This window comes from Paenibacillus sp. FSL R5-0744 (genome assembly GCF_037972555.1).
GTDB lineage: Bacteria > Bacillota > Bacilli > Paenibacillales > Paenibacillaceae > Paenibacillus_AQ.
On record NZ_CP150228.1, the window covers coordinates 6,686,153 to 6,707,081 of the forward strand.

Genomic DNA, 20,929 nt, shown 5'->3' on the forward strand with positions numbered 1-20,929 from the left:
GATCATTTTAATAGTCATTTGCAGAGGGAGTCATAGTTAACGAGAGATCTAGATTCCCGTTACGAGTGCGAATCGCATCTAGAAATTCCTTCTGGTTCACAGTCTCACCCAGCGTAACGGCGTAGACGAGTTCATATAAACTACCAAGCTCAGTCGTTCTAATCTTCTTAAGCTCATACCCCACATTAAATTTATTGAAAACTTCAGCGAAGGCTTCCTCATACCCCAGACTCTCTGGAATAGTTACCTTGAGTGTCTTTTGCAACGTTGTTTTTACCCCGAAATTAGTCCGATTAAGAATAAACATAAGTGCGCACAAGATAAGAGTGAACAAGACTGCGTATCCGAATGAACCTACCCCGCAGGCCAGTCCTGATGCCATGGTAAACAATACAAATGTGATATCCTTCGGATCACCAGGTGCACTTCTGAACCGAATGATGGAGAACGCTCCGGCAAGACTGAAGGCTCTGGCAACATTACTGCCAATGAGCAGAATGATGATGGCCACAATTACGGGCAGCAGTACCATCGTGAGTGTGAAGCTCTGCGAATACCCACTGGAATTCGTCTTCATATAGGTGTAGCTAATGATCCCGCCAAGGGCGATAGCTATAACAATAGTTAGGATTGCGTTGGTAAACGTTAGCTCTGTACTCGTTGCTACGGTAAATAATGAATCAAGCATAAAGAGCACTCCCCCGTTCTGTTTTACTGTTCTTCAGCATTTTTTTATATTCATTACCGTACTTGGAGAAGCTTGTACGGTACATTTGATGCTCTGAGAGCATTTTTGCTAACCAAACCGGAATCGTATTTTCAGCCTTTACTTCCATAAGCCACTGACCTGGCTCTAGTAATGGTTCGCCATAAACGCCATGCTCCATCTTGAGATCGTACCGCCGACTTCGGATATTCGTATCGAACGTGATTCTTAAATCACGATTTTTTTTACAAAACAACGCTTTGCGGTCATAAGACAGATACACCTTTGGCTGCAATTCATACCGCGTTAAAAAGTATTTAATCTCTTCAATCACCTGTTTGTTCATATAATCCTTAAATTCTGGTTCCCTGCCAGTGGCAACAAAAGCATAAGCCTCGTCTAATTTGAGCGACGTTCTTCTTTTATTCACCAGCCCGAACACCTTCTTCTTAATTTCCAGATACACCTTTGTATCTTGATTCGGAACACCGTAAGCTCGCAAACGCAGCTTCTCTTTGTACTTGGGCTTCGCAAGACTATTACGAATCAGGGCATTGTGCGCAGTATCATAATATAAGTTGGTGATGGAATAAAACTCATGCTGCTTGTTGAAATCGTCTAGTTCCATGTATTCAAGTAATTGGTTAAAAAATTTATAGTAGGCTTCGTTATCCAGTAAATATTTGTTCTCATAACGGTTGAATACCTCAATCGCCATATGGGATCATCCCTTTCTGTTTATCGTTGTCTCGTGTGCTTATGAATGTATCTTAGATCCCAAACCTTTAATGAATCTTAAATGGTTTTACAAACTACCCCACTACAGGTGTAAATCGTAACTCCGGTGAATGTTGGACTTCCGGCCGCTGTTGTCTGCAAATTTCTTGATTTAAACTGCTGTTCGCAGTGGAAATCCGCAGACAAAGGCGGACGCTATCGCTCCTAAAGTTCCAAAATCCCCCTCCGTTACTTGCCACCTTATTTGTCCGTTTTTAAAACATATCAATGTCTCTCTTCATTAAGGTTCAGTAAAGGTAATACTGATATAATGACCTCAATAACAAATACTCGTTTTATGTAGGGGATGCAAAACCATGAGAATATTAATCGTAGAAGATGAGCTTCATCTCGCTGAAGCCTTAACTCAAATATTAAAAAAACATAATTATTCGGTGGATGCAGTCCATGACGGTAGATCGGGTCTGGATTACGCACTGAGCGGAATTTATGATTTGCTGCTGCTCGACATTATGCTACCTGAGATGGATGGGGTTAGCGTCCTCAAGACGCTGCGCAAGAAAGGGGAATCCACTCCCGTTATCCTGCTTACCGCAAAGGGGGAGATAACAGATATGGTCACTGGACTAGACTATGGGGCTGATGATTATATCGCCAAGCCTTTTTCCTCGGAGATCTTACTGGCACGAATAAGGGCTGTACTAAGACGTAAAAACGAGGTTATTCCAGATGATGCTTTAAAGTTCGGGGATATTGAATTGAATACATCGACTCTGAAGCTTACCGTGGGTGGCAAAGAGATCAAGCTGAACCTTAAGGAAAGTGAATTATTGGAGCTTCTGATTCTTAGAAAACAAGCCGTAACCTCCAAGGAACAAATTATTGAGAAGTTATGGGGGTTCGATTCGGAGGCAGAGCACAACAATGTGGAGGTGTACATTTCTTTTTTGAGAAAAAAATTGACCTTCTTAAATTCTACTGTACGCATTAGTACGATTAGAAATGTAGGGTATGTACTAGAGGTGACGGCCTAATGTTCACGAAGCTCAGATATCGATTTCTTATTGTTAACCTAGTAACTATATCCGTAATAATGCTGGTGGCTTTCATCTCGATTTATGTCATTACGTACCAAGATGTCCAAAACAATATTCAGATGGATCTTCACAGAATTATGGAGAACTACAAGTCTCCCGGCGGTGATACAGGACGAATGGGCTCAACTAAGGGAGGTTCCCAGTTACCCCATGCTGATAATAAACGTATGGATAACGGAACTCCACCTCCGGAACGGTCCGTCTCATTTATGCTGAAGATAGATACAGCGTCGAGCCTCATCGGGAAAGATTCCAAATTTACGATGGACGATGAATTTTATGATACGGCTCTGCAAGAGGCTCTAAGTGCTGATAAAGATACCGGAAGGTTCACCTTGGACAGCAGCAAATGGATCTTCAACATCCAGCATACGAATGATGGGGCAATGCTTGTATTTCTGGACATCACTGCCCAGCAGAAAATCCTCACCAATCTAATCTATACCTTCTCTGTAGTTGGCTCGGTGATGCTAATTATCTTATACTTCACAAGCCGTTTTTTCGCTAATCGGTCCATCGCACCGGTGAAGGAGGCTTTTGAGAAACAGAAGCAGTTTATTGCCGATGCTTCCCATGAATTGAAGACGCCGTTGACCATTATTAACACCAATGCGGATGTTCTTCTCTCCAACAGTGATGATACTATTCACAATCAGTCGAAGTGGCTGCACTACATCAAATCGGAAACAGAGAGAATGACCAGTCTGACCAATGATCTGCTATACCTAACCGAGATGGACGACTCCAGATCGACCATGATCTATTCGAAGTTCAATTTGAGCGAAGCGGTTGAGAATATTATTTTAACAATGGAAGCTATTATCTTCGAGAAACGTATCTCGCTTGAATATGACATTGAGCCTAACCTGACTGTGATGGGGAATAGTGAACAGATTAAACAAGTGATTATGATCCTTTTGGACAACGCTGTAAAATATACGAATCCTAAAGGCTCAGTCACTTTATCCCTTAAAAAACAACATAATGATATGGTGTTATCGGTCACCAATACGGGTGAGGGCATTGCACCGGAGCACTTAGCAAGAATCTTTGACCGATTCTACCGTACGAATGCTTCCCGAGCGCGTAAACAAGGGGGTTATGGCCTGGGGCTGGCGATTGCCAAATCCATCGTTGAACAACATAAAGGAAAAATTTACGCCAAAAGCACGGTCGGCGAATCCACCACCTTTTACGTTCATCTTTCGTAACTAAATGTAAAAAAAGACTCAATCCCTGTTATCACTAGGATTTGAGTCTTTTTAATATGCTGATTTCATTTACTACACTTCGCCCCAATAGACCTCGGTCTCATATTCAAAAAACACTTTATCATCCTGTTTATTTCGTTCAAATAGGTTCCTCAGCTCCGTCATCATATTCTCGTAACGTGGATCTCCGGGGGCCGGAATGTAGGAAGATGATCTCGCCCGTCCGCTTAATCCCTCGAAATCAAACACCTGCTTATTGCTAAAGTGCGCTACTTGCATCTGACCTGCCTTAAAAAAGGAGCTAAGGATTTCAGGGGTAATATTCTTATGATTAACTTGAGTGTAGTCGGTGCCGAAGGTTTGCACGAGCTGTTCATATTCCTCCAGAAATGGGGTACCGTAAGTACGCCGAGAATTCCATATCAGAACTGCCTTTCCACCCGGTTTAAGAATCCGCTTGAATTCCAATTGCGCTGCATCCCTATCAAACCAGTGAAACGCCTGGGCACACACGATAAAGTCTACAGACTGGTCTGGCAATTCTGTCTTCTCGGCAGACCCAGGCAATGCGCGGAAATGGTTATCCTTTGCGAACTTCTCCTCCGCAGCTGTACGCATTTCCGGATTTGGTTCAACGGCAGTCACGCGACACCCGCGCTCCAGAAGCAGTGCTGAGAATATTCCTGTTCCTGCGCCAATATCCGCAATATCACAATACGATTTTAGCCCAATCGTATTGTATAAATAATCAATGGCTTCTTTAGGATAACTCGGGCGGTATTTCACATACGAATCTACCCGATTTGAGAACCGTTCTTTGTTATTCATCCCAATACTCTCCCTTAGCTTTTAGGTTCGTACTCACTTAATTTGCCTTGATAGATTAGCTTCAGCCGATCGCTTTGCCGAAAATCATCCGGCGTTACGAGCGCAGGCAGCTTGTTCCATAGCTTAATGCCGGACCTCTCCAGAATTTCCGCTACAAATTGTGAGCAGAAATAAGAGTTGCTGAATTCAACAGGTTCCTTCAAAGCGATACCAATCACGCCGAGAATATTATAGAGATACTTTTGCCGGCTTCGGATAAAGACTTTGAGTACCCGCTCCATCTTCTCCACTTCACGGGCTGTAACTTGAAGTTCATATAGAACACACGTCGTATTTGGATATTTGCTGAACGTGCCTGTCTTAATATCTTCCTTCACGAATCCTCCGTTTAGAGGGTTGCTCGGGTGCTTTCTGCCAAAGCTATATAACTCGGAAAGCTCCCGATTAAAGGAGATCGAGGCATGATTATAAGGAGCTCTCGTGTAGCCTTGAATAAGCTTCGTAAAGAGCGTTCCGGTATTCGTAAGCAAGATAAAGACCGATGGATCATCTGCCATTTACAATTTTCCCCTTATCAAGATTGAACGTTTCCTTCATAATAACATATGAACCCATTAATGGAATCTACTCTACGACAAGTTGGTGATTAGCTATCGACCGCTCTCTATTAACGGTAATCCTGATTTTTGCGGCCTTATCGGCCATTCACTTGATGTATGTAGTTATAGGCAAATTACAGCCCAGTAAAGATTATACAGGGATCGGCTTCCGCATCAAAACCTGGTGGGGAATGCTTTTTATCTTTTGTTTGGCTACTCTCTTTAATCCAGTCGTCTCACTATTGGCACTCATGGTGCTGACCTTCTTCGCACTCAAAGAATATTTTTCCATGATAAAGTCACGAAAATCCGACCGCAGACTATTTCTGTGGGCGTACTTATCCATTCCTCTACAGTTCTACTGGATTTATATCGAATGGTACGGGATGTTCATTGTGTTTATTCCAGTCTATGTATTCTTACTCCTACCGCTACCTAGGCTCATTAATAAAGGGACAGTTGGCTTCCTGCGTAGTGTTAGTTCAACCCAGTGGGGATTAATGCTGATGGTCTTCGGACTTAGTCACTTAGCTTATTTTCAATTTGCTACACCGGAGTATGGAGCGGGGCTTGTATTATTCCTAGTAGTGCTGACACAGCTGAATGATGTGGTCCACTATCTCGCATCCCTTTATATGGGAAAGCGCAAAGTGGTCCCAACCGCCAACCCGTATTTGACCTGGGAAGGTTTTGCCTGTGCGTTTGTCGTAACAACCGGGGTCTCCTATTTGATCTATCCCTACCTGACGCCGCTCAACCCGATCTTCGGTTTTCTGTCAGGCATGCTAATCAGTTTGAGCGGCTTCTTGGGTAGCTTAACGGTTTCCGTGCTGAAGCGAGATTTGCTCATCGGTGATGGCGATAAATTCGTAGCTTTAAAAGAAAGCTATTTAAGCCGTGTGGATAGCTTGACCTACACCTCGCCGGTCTTTTTCCATGTCATCCGTTATTTCTTCGATTTCATGTAAATTAGTTTTCTACAACGATTTTGATCGCTTGGCCGATAGGTGGCAAGCTTTTGGTCAACATTGGACCGTAGAACGCATACACTTTGTCACCTTTTTTCAGCTCACTTATGGCAATCTTCTGATTGTCTTTCGTGCCGTGAATAGTCGTAGTATCTGAAGTATTTAGAACAATCGTCTCGAAGGAAGAATCACTGAGCTTATCACCTTTGATTACAACGCGGGTCGTGCCATTATCTGAAGGAGTAACCTCTTCGATCACGCCAACCGTTCCCAAGGTCTGCTGATCGGGAGCTTGTTCTTTCACAACAATCTTGATCGCGCCCGCCAATGGCGGCATGCTCATAGCCATGACCATACTGTGCTCGACCTCGATGGACATGCCTAGCTGCAGATCAGCAAAGGTTAGCTTCTTATTATCAGCAGATACGATCTCCGTTTCATCAGAAATGCCTAGGCGAATGCCATGACCATAGCCGTTGAGGCCGATTTCAGCATTTTTTTCGCCCTTATAGATACTAGTGATTGATCCTTGTTTGATCGTGTCTGAAGCGGTCTCTTCATTGCCTTGTTCCTTGGAATTAATCGATATGGTTCCAGTTGGGCCTGCGACTACTTCAAGCTTCAATACTTTTTCGAAGAATGATAATGGAACGTAGGTTTTGCCATTCTTTAGCTCCGGTACAGCACCCAGCGAAAGAATTGTTGTACCATTACGGTAAGCATCTTTTGCAATTTGAAAGGACATCGACTGGCTATCTTTCTCAAGACCTAGCGATTGAAGGCTTTGAGTCCATGTTAGCTTGTATCCAAGCGCTTCAGCTGCTGTACGGATTGGGATCATAACTTCCTTGCTTGAACCTACGTATAGCGGAACATCGACTGGGGAGTAGCCGTTACCATCAATGACTAGCACATATTTTAGACCACCATAAGAATCCTGCGGTACTGAGGAATTAGTCGCTGGTTTGACTGGAGCTGGCTGGATTGGAGCAGCAGAGATGACGTTCGATGCTATGAGCGTGCCAGCGAGGACCGCTCCGATTACTTTGAATGTTTTCATAGTGAATTATACCTCCTGAGATGAATGAAATTGTGCTACTCTATCATTCTTAACGTGAGGTTCAGAAAAAATGTTGCGATAAGATCAATCACTCAGACGTTCCATAAATGATCTTGGAGCGTCTTTGTCATGTTCTCTTGCTGGCTGGCAAACTGCTTAAATCTATGTCCGTTCGCTCCAGAAGGATGAGGGAATCCCCATAAACAGCGGTGATCATCGAGCTTACCCTCAGATACCAAAAGCTGGAGCATTTCCTCAACCGTTTTTCCTAAAGGAATAATTAAAGCTTGGCTCAGGATGCCCAGCTCCTGCTCTAACGACAATAGCGCACATTCTCTAAGGAACGGATCTGAAAGTAGCTTAGGATGTGCCCCATTATAATTTTTCTTCTCTACGAACACAGGAAACCTCAATAAAGAGGTGGTATGCAAGTTCGTTTGCTGCTTCTGAAACAATTGGTCACAAGAGGTAAGGTTCAAGTACTGATGAAGCCCAAGTGTATCTAGCATGTGAATTAACGTACTCCTCATGGAGCCTGCGAATCTCGCCGCTTCTTTTGCTTTTCTGCATACCTCTTCATCTGAAAGCCCGGCTTTCAACCCAATGACTGCTTCTTGTATGGCTATTCTCATTTGTGTAAAACCGGGTGTTAGTCCGATAATGATCACCTTTGCAGTAGGATTCAGGTACTCATTGTGTGGTGCATAGTACATTTCAAGCTTGCCGCTACGCTTCATTAGAAGCTTATCTACCTGCAGATCCTCTTTCGTTAGCGCGGTCCCCTTCGGAAGTGAAAGCATCGCTGCTTTATATTGTTGCAAATGGTTAGAGATGAGCATGTCATCCACCTCTCATATCCCTATAATGATCCACTCACGAGACGCCCTTCGTACCATACGGCTTGACGATCCGCTCTTCGTGCTACAGCTTCGGCCGAGCAGCTGGCATGCAGTAGCACAAAGCTTGCCGTGTCTCCTACTTTTGGCCATACCTGTTCACCTTTTAGATTAAGAGGCGTTATCCCTCCTGTTATGAATCTAAGGGATTGCGATAATGACCGTTCATCACTACACCCATATAACTCTGCGTACCGTCCCGCCTTCTCCAATTGATCTCCATTTCCAAAAGGAGACCAGTGGTCCGTAAGGCTGTCTGTTGCCAGTTTCACTTGTACACCTTGGCTGTGCAGCATCGGTAGTGGCATCATCATTCTTCCAATAGGTACTGTGGATGCAATCCCCATACCAAGTGATGCCATCCGTGCAGCCATTTCTTCTGCTTCCTGCTGCGATGCACCTGCGAACCAGAATGCGTGACTAACGGTCACCTTGCCCTGTAAGCCAGCTTCTTCTGTGAGATCAGCCAAACGCGACAGCGTCTGCTTTCCTGCTTCTTTTCCATCATGTAAGTGAAGATCAATGCCAGCATTATTCATTACCGCTAGCTCGACCATGGTCTGGAGTGACTTCTCGATATCTCCATCCACTGAGTATGGATCGACACCACCTACATAGGTTGCCCCCTCTGCTAGGGATTGCTTTACTAATTCAACAGAATTAGAGCGAAGCAGACCATGCTGCGGAAAGGCTACAATTTCAGATGAAATTTTGCCGGAGAAGGTATCCAATGCTTGCAGGGTTGCCTCTAAACGCTTCAGACCGCTGACAGGCTCAATATTACAATGACTACGCACATGTGTAGCACCGAAACGCTGTATAAGCGTCAAGATGCTCTCCGCTTGTTGTCTCGCCATAGGCAGCAGCTTAGGCAATAATACCTTCTCTTCCTCAATGCGTTCGAAGACACCGGTAGCAGGCTTTACCGCTTTCCATGGTCCAGCGAAATATGTTTTATCTAAATGGATATGTGCCTCCTCAAAGGAAGGAAGCATCAATAACCCTTTGCAGTCATATTTAGGTAGATGACTCTGAAGCTCTACGTCCGCTCCAACCACTTCCGAAATCTTATCCCCGTCAATTCGGATATGACAAACCTTCGTATCTGTACCAACCACTTGTCCATCCTCAATAACATAACCCTGCTCTGATCTTATATTGGTTAACCAGTAAGAAGCATCCAACATGCTACCCCATCCTTTTCTCAACGATTTAATATAGGTGCAAACCACTTTATCCTAAATGGTACCATAGCCTTCCTATATAAAAAATGTTTGAAAGGTTTTTAGCATAAGACTATATCGTAAATATCCCAACTTCTAACTTTAAAAATACAGATAACTCGCTGAGTTCTCTAAGTTTGGTCGTCATCTCATCGATAGTCGCAAGTTGCTCCTCCGTGGAAGCCGCTACTTCCTGTGAGGACGATGCCGACTGATCAATGAGCTGCGAAGATTGCACTAGAGCTTTTAATGATTGATGTGACATTGTAGACAGCTCACCAAATATGCCTTGAATGCGCAGCGTGCTTTGGGTTGTTAGATCAACCTTCTGAACGATTTCCTCCAGAGATTGTTGCCCTTGTAATACTAAATCATTCTGTTGATTGACCACTTGTTGACTCGATTCCATCGTTTTGACCGCTGCATTCGTATCCGCTTGAATTGCGCCAACAAGCTCGGCAATCTGCTCGGCTGCTCTTTCGGAACCTTCAGCAAGCTTACGGATCTCTCCTGCAACTACTGCAAAACCTTTCCCTTGCTCTCCAGCGCGGGCCGCTTCAATGGCTGCATTTAGCGCGAGTAGATTCGTCTGACTAGCCAATTCGGAAATCACGTTAATGATCTCACCGATTTGGCTGGATCGGCTGTTCAGCTGTGCAATGGTTTCTGTTGAACGCTCAATGGAACTAACCATAGTTTCCAAGTGATCTACAGATGCCCGGTTTGCACGCTGGCCAGTTTGCACCGCTTTTATTAAATGATTGGAATCGTGAACTGTCTTTACCGTTTCCTGCATAATTTCCTCAGAGATTTCCCCTGTCCGTTCCATCATCGTGAGTACTTGCCGCACATGTTCTGCTTGCTCCGTCGACCTCACAGCCATATCCGTAATAATCGTGGTAATCTGCTTGGATGTCTCATTTGTCTGCTCTGCTGAAACTTGAAGTATTTCTGCATTTTCATTCATATGATTGGCCTGTGAAGTAACATTCCCGACGATGGCCCGAATGTTATCCAGAAACTGATTCATGGAATACGCCAACATCCCAATCTCATCATTACGCTTCATGTCCAGCTTCTTAGTCAGATCGCCTCCGTGTTCAACAAGTTCCATTACATGCTCATTGATTCTTCGCAGCGGTCGTACAATAAGTCGGGTTAAGATAATGAAGAGTAAGACAATAAAAATAATCAAAGCGATAACAAAACCGCCAATAATTAAATATTGGTTGTTCATCATTGGCTCCAAGATCTGTTCTACAGACATCACTAGCACTAGCTTGTAATCTGTATCGCCGATCCTTGTAAAAGCATAAACATTCTTCGAGTCCTCCGTACCACTAGTTCCCGTAGATTGTGCTATGAACTGACCAACCTTTTGCAACTGTATGTCCGGTTCATCAAATATAGCTTTACCTATATCGTGCTTAGGGTTCTGGCTTGCTACATATCGACCAGCTTTATCTATGACAAAATAATAACCTGTATCCTCCTCACTCATTTCAGCCAAGCTCTTCTGAAAATCATTCGACAATCGACTATTCAGTTTAGTAGAAGTAAGCTCCACCTTATAGTTAAGCTTTTGTTCAACTTCATGACTGAGAATTTCATTAAACTTAGAAAATGTGTACATACATAGACCTGCAAAAATCAACACCATGTATACTACAGAAACGGTCATAACGATGGTTCGAACGGTTTTCTTCTTCAATGTCTGAATTCCCTTCCAATCTAGTGACATCATGTCATCCATAGCTAAAGATTAATCTGACCGTGATGTTTGACGCAGGACCTAGCTTCTCCAATGCGACTAGCTTCCTTGTTCAGTAGCTCATCCACTCGCTGGCTCTTCAGCCCCCTTCTAGAAATCTCCTTTAAGACCTCTTCCAGTCCGGTAATCATGTTCAGCGGTGCTTCTCGATCTGCCCCCGGTGTATCACCATTGTCGTGCAGAACGATGATAGAACCGGGTTTTATCTTTTTCAATAAGTCATGCTTTATTTGGGCTGCGCTAACAGACGTCTTCCAGTCTCCCACCATTACAGACCACAACACTACCCGATAAGAACGTCTAAGAAAGACAAGATCGCCTAAATTAAGGAGCCCCCATGGTGGTCGATACAAGATAGGCCGCTCTCCTGTAATCCGCTCGACAATATCAGCTGTTCGATCTACTTGCTTCCGTCTATTCGTCCATGGAGAGTAAATCCAGTTAGGCGTATGTGTATAATTATGAATGCCGATCTGATGTCCTTCACGGTGCATTCGCTGGATTAAATCCGGGAATTGCTCAGCCCTTTTGCCTAATACGAAAAAAGTTGCTTTAACGTCATGTTCATGCAGCAAGTCCAATAATTCAGGGGTATAGCATGGATCTGGTCCGTCATCGAAAGTAAAGGCAACTTCCTTCGCGGCATTTCCTCTGGATACAACACCCCATCCCAATATTCGAGTAATCACAAACGGAACAATCATATAAAGAATAATCGCATCTATAGCTAAAATAAGGAGCGTCCACATTAGGAAACCGCCTCTTTCCTTCGAGGAGCAAACCGCGCTTTCAAAGACTGCTTACTAAGCACGAGCATCTTAGGAGACAACTTCTCCGTGCTGTCCTCAACGCGATGTTTCCCCTCCGGATGCAGCATCCGAAGTAAGAACCGAAGATAGATTCCGAACCATCGCCGCTGCCATTTGGACTTGATAGGATGCTGCTCAAACCCTATTCCATGAATGATCCCCCGGTGAAGTAGCGTAATCCCCGTTAGCGCCTGCACTTTGCTTAGTTCTGGATTGCTATCTAGTTCACGACTAATCTCCTTCATGGCCTCGCGAAGCATACGTGCAGTTCGAATTCCAGCCCGATCAGCGCCTAGGGTACGCGTAAGCTGCACTACCTGACGATTATCCAGATGAAGTTCACCCACCCAATCTCCGGGATGAATCTGATGTCCATCTTGGCAGACTACACTTTCACCGTGATACTTTAACACGACCAATTTACATATCCCGTATCTCCACACAGACTGGCTGCGGAATTTGGTGACAATAGCAAATAGATTCTCCCACATCATCCAAAGAGATTGCGAGAATAATTTTATAAATGAAACTGAGGCTACCATTAATCTTCCTTCTTTCGTGTAAAAGTTTATCTTCTAGCAAAATCTTTCACTAAACGCCGCGTATACCTGCCGATCATCTTTACTAAACTGTTGCCAAGATAAGCACCTATCCAAAGAGATACCGCGCCTAACAGCATGAACAGAAGTGAGGTGTTGAGTGTTTTATTTTCAATCCCGAATAACGATATAGAAGAGATATCGATGAAATACAAGATAGGTGACAACAAGAGAATAACAGGGGACAAATAAAAAAGAGTTGCACATATGAGACTGAGCATTCCAATTCCAAATTGCAGCATCAACCCTATAATTGCTCTCCAGTTATGCTCATCGGACAACTCCGCCTTAACCTTTTCCCATATGTTTCCTTGTTCTTGAGATCGAGTTGGAAGCGTCCGAACGGAGATATCCGTATAGACTTTCGTTCGAATTCGCTCATGTTGTAAAAAGGTTTCGGTAGAACGCAAAACATAATAAAGGATCGGAATCCCTACTATGGTGAAGGACATTGCGACCCCAAAAGTGATGCCTACCAAATAAAAGCAAAAGTAAAATAGCCCTGTGGCAAAAGTAATTAATAAGAAACAGAAATTCCTCACATGCTTCCGGATCATTTGACTCATATTCTCCTCTTCCTCTCTGCACTAAAAATTTGTTCATCTTTGTAAATCCTATGTTAGAGCTCCTGATGTAAAATCGACCAGTGCCATAATGTCATATGACAGTTATTTCATACAAAAAAGCACCTTTCGCCTACTCCCACAAGGGAAAATAGACAACAAGGTGCTCGCTCTACAATTTCAGATCATTCGGTTTTAGTTATTCCAATGTGCCAAAGGCTTTCTCAACAGCCTCTTCGCGATTCCGTACACCCAGCTTAGCATAGATGGTAGAAGCGTAATTTCTCACCGTTCCATCAGACAAATACAATTTAGCTGCAATGGATTTATAACGCATGCCCTTTGACAGGCATTCTAGAATTTCCAGCTCGCGCGGGGTCAGCCCATACTCATTACTCTGCTCAGTCTGCGCTTCAGAAGTTGGATGCATCTCATAATGATCAATTAATACATTCGTAATAGCTGGTGTTATCATCTTCACACCCCGATGTACGAGACGTATCCCTTCGAATAGCTCCTGCGGTTCAGTAGACTTTAACAAGTAGCCATCTGCCCCGTTTTGCAGTGCTTCGACTGCCAAATCCGTTTCTTGAAAAGTAGTCAGGATCAGCACTCGTACCCCTGGCCACTTTTGCTTAATAAGCTTCGTTGCTTCCGCACCGTCCATGTCAGGCATATTTAAGTCCATCAGCACCACATGAGGCTGTTCCTGCTCACAGAAGCCTACTGCTTGTTCACCATTCTCAGCTAACCCAATGATCTCAAAATCGGGCTGCTGCTCTAAAATAATTCGCAGACTATCCCGAATATAAGGTTGATCATCGACCAGCAATAAGCGAATCATTTCCTCCTGTATCTCTTCAAGCCTTGGTAAACTACAGGTCACTAAGGTTCCTTCCCCTGGCTTAGAGTAGAGATACACTTGGCCTTGCAGGTTGGAAGCACGTTCCTTCATCGCGTTCACACCAAATCCTGCTTTTAAATCTTCAGTGCCTAATCCATTATCCTGCACTTCCAGTCGAATTAACTTCTCCTCGTAATGCAGGGTGATGACAATTTCACTGGCTTGACCATGACGAACAGCGTTGGTTATCGACTCTTGCAAACATCTATATAAGGTCATTTTAGCCTGCTTGGATATTGTATAAGCCTCTCCGAACGTTCTTAGACGAACCTTAACCTTCGAAAAGGTCTGGAAATCATCCACTAATTTCTGCAGGGACTGCATAAGCGTCAATGAATCCTGCGAAGAGCCCACATGGTGCAAATATTTACGCACATCATCCAAGCCATTGCGAGTTAGCTTTAATAAGGAATCTATCTTTTGCTCTCCTTCAGAGGTATTCACCTCCGTACGTAAAGTCTCCAGCCCCATAAGAATTGAAGTATAAGAATGCCCTACAGTGTCATGCAAATCTTTGGATAATCGATCTCTTTCCTCCAGAAGGGTCATACGCTCGACTTGTGAAATATACTGCTCCAGGACAGCATTCTGGTTCTTAATAATCCCGTTTTGCTTATGATTCACCACCAGCAAGTGAAAAGCGAAGCCAATCGTATACACCAAGCCAAAGTTCACAATCATCGATATAGCATCCATTTGTTGTGACAATTTAGATAACATTATTGGAATCAAGATCACCGTGATCGGAGCTGACCAACGATAGGACTTCTGTGCACTATTGCTGGCAATCATAAAAGCAATTGGCAGAAAAGTTACATACGAATCAGGAAACAGAGCAGCCAAATATAAGCATAGACCACCTGAAAGAAGGATCTCCGCCATCAGATAATACTTATAATGCAGCTGCAAACAAAACCAAGGCACTGAAAAAGAGATCACACCCCAAACAAACACGATCCAGAAAGGAATCGTAAAGTCCTCCGAGAGGTAACACATCGTAACTATAAAAGAAGTAGAAAAACAAATCCGAAACAGGAGGACGAGCCAATCGTACCAGAACCACTGTTTGACCAGATTAAACAAGACATTGCCCCCTATAAATTCTGCTGACTAGACCCTTATTATAGTGTAACCCCCTGAGGCCTTACTAGTTACAAAAGGTCATGAGATGGGATGACATTTAAGCTAGGGGTGTAATTACAGAATAGAAAAAAAGATACCATCCCTTTAGGGGCAGCATCCCTTGATCAATCCTAATCGATTTCTGGAATTAAAACTTAATTCGTGAAAATCCATTGTCTGTCATTACATACCCCACGCCATTGCCTACATAGTTGAAATTAAAATCATCCTTCAGCTTAAAAGTATAATCTACTGCGAGCGTTTTAGGATTTAAAACATATGTGGCGGAACCCGGGAAGCCAAGCTCAATATTACCATCCTGTAATCGCTCCAACGATACAAAAAATTCTGTCTCATCTTTAAGCGCTACCGACTTAACCAATCCTTTGACATTATATAGAGACAGCTTGCCATTGGCATAAACCCCATAAACTTCACCAAGTGAGGATACGACAGCATCACCTGCGATATCTCTTCCCCACAGTAGATTACCTTTAGAGTTGAATCCGAATAACCGATTCCCTGTCTTTGGTATATTAGTACGGATTAGTACTGTTCCATCGGAAAGCACCTGATTGTAAGACACTTCAGTGTACGAATCGGCTGGCATTTGATATGTAAACACTGAATTTAAGGAAGAATCGAGTGCCTGGATACGTGAGCCTTTCCCACCACCGTAATTCGTTTGAATTAAGACACGATTTCCTTGCGCCAATACCGTTCCTTTATAAGAAATATTTTTTACTTTGGTACCACTTTTATTAATTAAAGTTAGTGACCCGTTATAATTCCCATTGTTATCAAAATTACCTTGGGATGCAAAGACTAAACTCCCGTTATCAAGTCTATATAAGTATCCCTCTGTCTGAGACAAATTCACTTTCCATTTCCGTTTTCCGTCTGGTCCCACCGCATAGATCTGAGTTGCGTCAGGTGAAAGATTATCTGTAAAGGTTATGTATACCGTTCCATCTGGCGCCACTAAATAATCTTTCGATTCACGAAACATCGCTGTGCCAGGGTCTGCAAAATTAACTGACCACTTTAGCCTCCCTGTCTGTGTATCATAAGATTTCAGCGTATCAACCAACCATACCTTAGTTTGGGTAGCATGCTCTTCCTTAGTGTGGAGATACACTGTATTTAATGATGGAACCTCCACGGGACCCCCTTCTATACTTTCTAATGCTCCCACAACATTCAGCTGACTCCATTGGGGGCTAGGTAATTTCGTTACTGTTCCAGCGGCCTCTACAACATTAAAAGATAGCGTACTGGCGGTAATCAGCAAGAGCGCAAGAAGACCTGTAAATATTCCTTTTCTCAAAAAATATCAACCTTTCTTTCCATAAATAGTATGTATCATGTTACTTTACTACCTTTTTTTAGGGACAACAAGATTATATTAATCATCTTTTTTTATAAAGGCATAAATTGTATGATAGTACATATTGTTTAGCCAGATATTACAGATAAAGGAGTTGGGATATAAGATGAGTGAGGAGAACAGCCTACAGCACGTAATCGATTCATTAAACGAATGGGTGATTAAATTACCGCAGGAATTCAAGACTATCTAGAACATATGGAGCACCATATTCAAAGGCAATTTTATAACGCATTACTCATCATCGGAGGAATCATCTATGTTAGCCGCACTACTTCACGGAATCGCCTTAGCCTTTGGATTAATTCTTCCGCTTGGCGCACAAAATGTCTTTGTATTTAACCAAGGGGCCTCACAGCCAAAGTTTAAAAAAGCCATCCCAGTTATTATTACGGCTGCTTTATGTGACACCCTTCTTATTTTATTAGCCGTCTTAGGCGTTTCTGTTCTTGTGTTTGCCATCCCTGTTCTGCAGACCGCTTTATTTGCAGTAGGACTTGTATTTCTTTTGTATATGGGATGGTCCATCTGGAGAAGCACACCTACCTCTTCATCCCAAGACGCAGCACCTCTATCTTCAAAAAAACAGATCTTATTTGCGATGTCCGTTTCTTTATTAAATCCACACGCGATCATGGATACAATTGGGGTTATCGGCACCAGCTCCCTTAGTTACACTGGCATAGACAAAGTTACATTCGCCGTTTCGACTATCCTTGTTTCTTGGATTTGGTTCTTTGGGCTTGCTGTAGCAGGAAAGACCGTAGGACAAATAGATTCAAGCGGCAAAATCATGCTGATCATTAATAAGATCTCTGCGATTATCATTTGGGTCGTTGCAGCGTATATTGCTTACAAGCTTTTTCAAATGTAATTAAGAAAGGTCATCCCTTATAGGGATGGCCTTTTGTTAATATCTATACATACTCTTGTCCCTACATTCAGTTCACTATATGAGAGTCATAAGCCGTACACCAAATCGTCGTATAATTAAGTCCAATTTACACCATAATGTACTAGAATTTTGACTTCTTGTTCGGAATGCTGTACATTACAAAGTGGACGAACAATAATCAAACCAAAATACTATAATGTTCGCATTTAGAGGTGTATATAATGAAAAAAGTATTCGATTATGAAGATATTCAGTTAATTCCTGCAAAATGTATCGTAAATAGCCGTTCTGAGTGTGATACAACAGTCACCTTAGGTGGTCATACTTTTAAATTACCTGTGGTACCTGCAAATATGCAAACCATCATAGATGAGAAGATCGCCAGCTTCTTAGCCCAAAATGGCTACTTCTACATTATGCATCGTTTTGAGCCGGAGAAGCGTACGTCTTTCATCAAGGACATGCACACCCGCGGATTAATCGCATCCATTAGTGTCGGAGTCAAAGAAGAAGAATACGATTTCGTTGAACAATTAGCTAACGAACAGTTGATTCCGGAATTCATTACGATCGATATTGCACATGGTCATTCCGAGGCTGTCATTCGAATGATCAAACATATTAAACAATATCTACCTGCTAGTTTCGTTATTGCTGGAAACGTGGGAACTCCTGAAGGCGTTAGAGAATTAGAGAACGCTGGGGCCGACGCTACTAAAGTGGGAATTGGACCAGGGAAAGTATGTATCACGAAGATTAAGACAGGATTCGGAACAGGTGGCTGGCAATTAGCCGCACTACGCTTGTGTGCCAAGGCTGCAAGTAAGCCTATTATCGCTGACGGAGGCATTCGGACACATGGAGATATCGCCAAGTCCATTAGATTTGGTGCTTCCATGGTCATGATCGGTTCCCTATTTGCTGGGCATGAAGAATCTCCTGGTGATACCATCGAGATCGATGGAAAGCTGTATAAAGAGTACTTCGGCTCCGCTTCTGAATACCAAAAAGGTGAAAAGAAGAATGTTGAGGGCAAAAAAATTGTTGTCGAGCACAAAGGCGCTTTAGCAGAAACGTTGAGAGAGATGGAGCAAGATCTTCAGTCCTCGATTTCTTATGCTGGAGGCAATAAATTAGAAGCTATTCGTAAAGTCGACTATGTTATCGTTAAGAATTCCATTTTTAATGGTGACAAGGTCTATTAACAAACATAAAAGAGGTGAGTAAGACGACTTAGGTCGTTCTTGCTCACCTTTTTTTAGGTTGTTATGATTTCTGCTATACCACTTTGGGGTAATCATCTAATAGGCTATTAGATTGAACAAGAGAGGATAATCCCTATGCGGCAAGCTATGATTATTATTAACCCCTCATCTGGTAAAGAAGAAGCTGGCGAATATGTCAGATATGCAGAAAGAGTTCTAGCTGATCAAGGCTACTTGGTTACGATTAAGGAGACGGCAAAAGAACTAGATGCAACTCGTTATTGTATCACTGCCTGTGAGGAGTGTTACGATCTAGTCGTCTCCATTGGCGGAGATGGCACGCTTCACGAGACCATTAATGGTCTTATGAATCAGAAACAACACCCAAAGTTAGGTGTAGTCCCTTTAGGAACGGTTAATGATTTTGCCCGCGCGTTACAGATTCCATTGAATCCCGAAATAGCCATTCAAACCCTTGCTTCCTCTAACGTAAAGACAGTAGATATTGGTTGCTTGAATGACCGCTTATTCGGAAATGTTGTTGCTGTAGGTTCAATCGCCGGATCTTTATCCTCCGTTTCAATCGAAGAGAAAACCAAGCTCGGCTCTTTGGCATATTTGAAAGAAGGCCTAAAACAACTTACAAGCACTTCCCCCCACCCTCTTGTCATTCATTATGACGAGAAGACATGGCAAGGCGATTCCCCGCTTTTTCTCGCCGTGTTAACCAACTCCGTTGGCGGATTCGAGAATCTGATACCTGATGCTGCGGTTGACGATGGTCTGCTTCACTGTTTTATTATTCAAGACCTCAGTATACTCAATACCATTACAGCCAGTATTTCTTTACTACTTGGCAGCCTTAAGGATCATAAAGACGTTGTCTATTTCACGGCCCAAAATGTGACTGTGAGCTCTCCAGAAGCCGTAAAAACCAATGTGGATGGTGAAGAAGGTCCGATTTTACCAATTACGCTAAGTGTTCTCCCTCGTCATATCCAAGTCATTGTACCGGAAGTGGACTAACAAATAAAAAGCAGTCCGGAACTCAAAAAGTTCCAGACTGCCATTCATTTATGGATACCCCGTTCCATATCTCCTTCTAATCAAATAACTAAGAAGTAAATTCTATTCCGCTACAATAAACTTTTTACTTAATAACCACATTCCGCCGCTAATCCCTAAGAAATAGATGGGCATCGTCAGTAATGAACCATTATGCAGGGCGCTCATTCCCCATGTCGCCAAACTAACTAATAAGTAATATCCCAAACTGAAGATCGCACCTGCTGTTCCCACAACATCCTGAAAATTGACAAGCGCAAGACTTAGACAATTAGGTAAAGCGATACCGGCCCCCATTAACATGACAAAAAGGGTTATTAGAATGCATACCATCAACATCATATTCGGCAACGAGGCAAGGCTGCTTACGATTGTTAATAGCAAAGCCCCACTGGTCATCACTAAACAGCCGATGTGAATTATTTTTTCTGCGGCATAGAGACTCAATAATCTCTTGGACATCATTGCTCCCACTATCGATGCCAAAGCCACAACAATGCCTAGAAAACCATATACTCCCGGTGAAATGTTAAAGTGTTCAATAAATATAAAGGGTGCTTCCGCATAGTAGCTAAATAAAACTCCATTGATGCCCCCGATCAATAACCCAAACACTAATACACGTGGCAATGAGAGCATTCTTTTAACGATAGGTAGAATAGCCACCTTTTTTCTCGCGGAAACATCAGTCGTTTCTGGCAGCTTCCAAAAAGCATACACAAATAACAACACACTCATCATCACTAATGTAAAGAAAACCGCTCGAAAACCAAAAGCTTGATCCACCCATCCGCCAATAAGCGGCCCTACTGCTGGAGTAAAAGCGATCACCGCCGAGATTTGGGCAAACATGGCATGCCGCTTATTCCCGGATACACTCTCCCGAAGAATGGTTTGCGTAATGATAGAGCCAGTTGCTGCTCCAAATGCTTGAATGAAACGGCTGACCAGAAGTAGAGTAATGGATTCCGAGTAAAAACACATCAAGCTTCCAACACCATATACAATGAGGCCACCCAGCATGGCAGGTCTCCGTCCGATGAAATCAGAGAGCCAACCCCAACACAAAACACCTAAAGCAAATCCGATAAAATATATACTTAATGTTAACTGTACAGAACTATTAGAGACCCCAAGTGCTACCGCAATATCCGGCAACGATGGAGTGTAGATCGTCTCACTAATTTGCGGAAAAGCCACAAGAACAATCATTAGCAGTAAAGATGGTGCTGCATATTTTTTCATATTAAATTCGCCCTCCTACAAGCTTATATCCTCGAACA

20 protein-coding genes are annotated in these 20,929 nt (G+C 43.0%); 6 read left to right on the forward strand and 14 right to left on the reverse strand.

Going from position 1 to position 20,929, the window contains the following annotated elements; genetic code table 11:
* Positions 1-7: 7 nt before the first annotated feature.
* Positions 8-688 (reverse strand): DUF4956 domain-containing protein, encoded by a 681-nt coding sequence (locus MKY19_RS29590; RefSeq protein ID WP_339799431.1) that lies wholly within the window; start codon positions 686-688, stop codon positions 8-10.
* Positions 681-1,424: a polyphosphate polymerase domain-containing protein gene (locus tag MKY19_RS29595; RefSeq protein WP_339799433.1), complete on the reverse strand. Its 744-nt coding sequence runs from the start codon at positions 1,422-1,424 to the stop codon at positions 681-683. The genes MKY19_RS29590 and MKY19_RS29595 overlap by 8 nt, the downstream gene beginning before the upstream one ends.
* Before the next feature lie 376 nt (positions 1,425-1,800).
* Here MKY19_RS29595 and MKY19_RS29600 point away from each other — a divergent pair, with 376 nt between their 5' ends.
* Both MKY19_RS29600 and MKY19_RS29605 read left to right on the forward strand, forming a co-directional pair.
* Positions 1,801-2,478 (forward strand): response regulator transcription factor, encoded by a 678-nt coding sequence (locus MKY19_RS29600; protein WP_339244023.1) that lies wholly within the window; start codon positions 1,801-1,803, stop codon positions 2,476-2,478.
* Positions 2,478-3,752 carry a HAMP domain-containing sensor histidine kinase gene (locus tag MKY19_RS29605; protein ID WP_339799435.1) on the forward strand — a complete coding sequence of 425 codons (1,275 nt, stop codon included), beginning with the start codon at positions 2,478-2,480 and terminating at the stop codon, positions 3,750-3,752. Before MKY19_RS29600 ends, MKY19_RS29605 begins: the two co-directional genes overlap by 1 nt.
* Positions 3,753-3,824: 72 nt before the next feature.
* Here MKY19_RS29605 and MKY19_RS29610 read toward each other — a convergent pair whose 3' ends face one another.
* Positions 3,825-4,580: a class I SAM-dependent methyltransferase gene (locus MKY19_RS29610; protein ID WP_339799437.1), complete on the reverse strand. Its 756-nt coding sequence runs from the start codon at positions 4,578-4,580 to the stop codon at positions 3,825-3,827.
* A 14-nt stretch (positions 4,581-4,594) separates the two neighbouring features.
* On the reverse strand, positions 4,595-5,137 hold the full coding sequence (locus MKY19_RS29615) for a hypothetical protein (protein WP_042192886.1): 543 nt from the start codon (positions 5,135-5,137) through the stop codon (positions 4,595-4,597).
* A gap of 95 nt (positions 5,138-5,232) precedes the next feature.
* Between MKY19_RS29615 and MKY19_RS29620 the strand changes: the two genes are divergently transcribed.
* Positions 5,233-6,147, forward strand: coding sequence for a phosphatidate cytidylyltransferase (locus MKY19_RS29620; protein ID WP_042192888.1), 915 nt, complete (start codon positions 5,233-5,235; stop codon positions 6,145-6,147).
* Position 6,148: 1 nt separating this feature from the next.
* Here MKY19_RS29620 and MKY19_RS29625 read toward each other — a convergent pair whose 3' ends face one another.
* The 9 genes from MKY19_RS29625 to MKY19_RS29665 all read right to left on the reverse strand — a co-directional run bounded on the left by MKY19_RS29625 (position 6,149) and on the right by MKY19_RS29665 (position 16,421).
* Positions 6,149-7,207 (reverse strand): copper amine oxidase N-terminal domain-containing protein, encoded by a 1,059-nt coding sequence (locus MKY19_RS29625; RefSeq protein WP_339799439.1) that lies wholly within the window; start codon positions 7,205-7,207, stop codon positions 6,149-6,151.
* Positions 7,208-7,299: 92 nt separating this feature from the next.
* Complete coding sequence (locus MKY19_RS29630) at positions 7,300-8,046, reverse strand: uracil-DNA glycosylase family protein (RefSeq protein ID WP_339799441.1); 747 nt, start codon at positions 8,044-8,046, stop codon at positions 7,300-7,302.
* A 20-nt stretch (positions 8,047-8,066) separates the two neighbouring features.
* Positions 8,067-9,290: an amidohydrolase gene (locus MKY19_RS29635; protein WP_339799443.1), complete on the reverse strand. Its 1,224-nt coding sequence runs from the start codon at positions 9,288-9,290 to the stop codon at positions 8,067-8,069.
* A 109-nt stretch (positions 9,291-9,399) separates the two neighbouring features.
* A complete protein-coding gene (locus MKY19_RS29640) occupies positions 9,400-11,037 on the reverse strand; it encodes a methyl-accepting chemotaxis protein (protein ID WP_339799445.1) in 1,638 nt (545 codons plus the stop codon).
* Between the two features lie 44 nt (positions 11,038-11,081).
* Positions 11,082-11,846: a polysaccharide deacetylase family protein gene (locus MKY19_RS29645; RefSeq protein WP_339799447.1), complete on the reverse strand. Its 765-nt coding sequence runs from the start codon at positions 11,844-11,846 to the stop codon at positions 11,082-11,084.
* Entirely contained in the window at positions 11,846-12,448 is a 603-nt protein-coding gene (locus tag MKY19_RS29650) for a polysaccharide deacetylase (RefSeq protein ID WP_339267903.1), read from the reverse strand. Before MKY19_RS29650 ends, MKY19_RS29645 begins: the two co-directional genes overlap by 1 nt.
* Positions 12,449-12,474: 26 nt before the next feature.
* A complete protein-coding gene (locus MKY19_RS29655) occupies positions 12,475-13,071 on the reverse strand; it encodes a sensor domain-containing protein (protein WP_339267906.1) in 597 nt (198 codons plus the stop codon).
* A 196-nt stretch (positions 13,072-13,267) separates the two neighbouring features.
* Positions 13,268-15,055, reverse strand: coding sequence for a hybrid sensor histidine kinase/response regulator transcription factor (locus MKY19_RS29660; RefSeq protein WP_339267907.1), 1,788 nt, complete (start codon positions 15,053-15,055; stop codon positions 13,268-13,270).
* Between the two features lie 187 nt (positions 15,056-15,242).
* Positions 15,243-16,421: a PQQ-binding-like beta-propeller repeat protein gene (locus tag MKY19_RS29665; protein ID WP_339799450.1), complete on the reverse strand. Its 1,179-nt coding sequence runs from the start codon at positions 16,419-16,421 to the stop codon at positions 15,243-15,245.
* A 319-nt stretch (positions 16,422-16,740) separates the two neighbouring features.
* Here MKY19_RS29665 and MKY19_RS29670 point away from each other — a divergent pair, with 319 nt between their 5' ends.
* The 3 genes from MKY19_RS29670 (at position 16,741) to MKY19_RS29680 (ending at position 19,607) form a co-directional block, all read left to right on the forward strand.
* Positions 16,741-17,355, forward strand: coding sequence for a LysE/ArgO family amino acid transporter (locus tag MKY19_RS29670; protein ID WP_339799452.1), 615 nt, complete (start codon positions 16,741-16,743; stop codon positions 17,353-17,355).
* A 242-nt stretch (positions 17,356-17,597) separates the two neighbouring features.
* Complete coding sequence (gene guaC, locus MKY19_RS29675; protein ID WP_042192907.1) at positions 17,598-18,581, forward strand: GMP reductase; 984 nt, start codon at positions 17,598-17,600, stop codon at positions 18,579-18,581.
* 135 nt (positions 18,582-18,716) lie between these two features.
* Positions 18,717-19,607 (forward strand): diacylglycerol kinase family protein, encoded by an 891-nt coding sequence (locus tag MKY19_RS29680; RefSeq protein WP_339267916.1) that lies wholly within the window; start codon positions 18,717-18,719, stop codon positions 19,605-19,607.
* Between the two features lie 102 nt (positions 19,608-19,709).
* Here MKY19_RS29680 and MKY19_RS29685 read toward each other — a convergent pair whose 3' ends face one another.
* Positions 19,710-20,891, reverse strand: coding sequence for a multidrug effflux MFS transporter (locus tag MKY19_RS29685; RefSeq protein WP_339799455.1), 1,182 nt, complete (start codon positions 20,889-20,891; stop codon positions 19,710-19,712).
* Positions 20,892-20,929 lie beyond the last annotated feature (38 nt).

Coding starts and splice junctions, on each gene's coding strand:
- MKY19_RS29595 (WP_339799433.1), bottom strand. CDS start 1,424: ATGGCGATTGAGGTATTCAACCGTTATGAGAACAAATATTTACTGGAT.
- MKY19_RS29590 (WP_339799431.1), bottom strand. CDS start 688: ATGCTTGATTCATTATTTACCGTAGCAACGAGTACAGAGCTAACGTTT.
- MKY19_RS29685 (WP_339799455.1), bottom strand. CDS start 20,891: ATGAAAAAATATGCAGCACCATCTTTACTGCTAATGATTGTTCTTGTG.
- MKY19_RS29655 (WP_339267906.1), bottom strand. CDS start 13,071: ATGAGTCAAATGATCCGGAAGCATGTGAGGAATTTCTGTTTCTTATTA.
- MKY19_RS29635 (WP_339799443.1), bottom strand. CDS start 9,290: ATGTTGGATGCTTCTTACTGGTTAACCAATATAAGATCAGAGCAGGGT.
- MKY19_RS29630 (WP_339799441.1), bottom strand. CDS start 8,046: ATGCTCATCTCTAACCATTTGCAACAATATAAAGCAGCGATGCTTTCA.
- MKY19_RS29650 (WP_339267903.1), bottom strand. CDS start 12,448: ATGGTAGCCTCAGTTTCATTTATAAAATTATTCTCGCAATCTCTTTGG.
- MKY19_RS29680 (WP_339267916.1), top strand. CDS start 18,717: ATGCGGCAAGCTATGATTATTATTAACCCCTCATCTGGTAAAGAAGAA.
- MKY19_RS29645 (WP_339799447.1), bottom strand. CDS start 11,846: ATGTGGACGCTCCTTATTTTAGCTATAGATGCGATTATTCTTTATATG.
- MKY19_RS29670 (WP_339799452.1), top strand. CDS start 16,741: ATGTTAGCCGCACTACTTCACGGAATCGCCTTAGCCTTTGGATTAATT.
- guaC (WP_042192907.1), top strand. CDS start 17,598: ATGAAAAAAGTATTCGATTATGAAGATATTCAGTTAATTCCTGCAAAA.
- MKY19_RS29610 (WP_339799437.1), bottom strand. CDS start 4,580: ATGAATAACAAAGAACGGTTCTCAAATCGGGTAGATTCGTATGTGAAA.
- MKY19_RS29600 (WP_339244023.1), top strand. CDS start 1,801: ATGAGAATATTAATCGTAGAAGATGAGCTTCATCTCGCTGAAGCCTTA.
- MKY19_RS29615 (WP_042192886.1), bottom strand. CDS start 5,137: ATGGCAGATGATCCATCGGTCTTTATCTTGCTTACGAATACCGGAACG.
- MKY19_RS29605 (WP_339799435.1), top strand. CDS start 2,478: ATGTTCACGAAGCTCAGATATCGATTTCTTATTGTTAACCTAGTAACT.
- MKY19_RS29625 (WP_339799439.1), bottom strand. CDS start 7,207: ATGAAAACATTCAAAGTAATCGGAGCGGTCCTCGCTGGCACGCTCATA.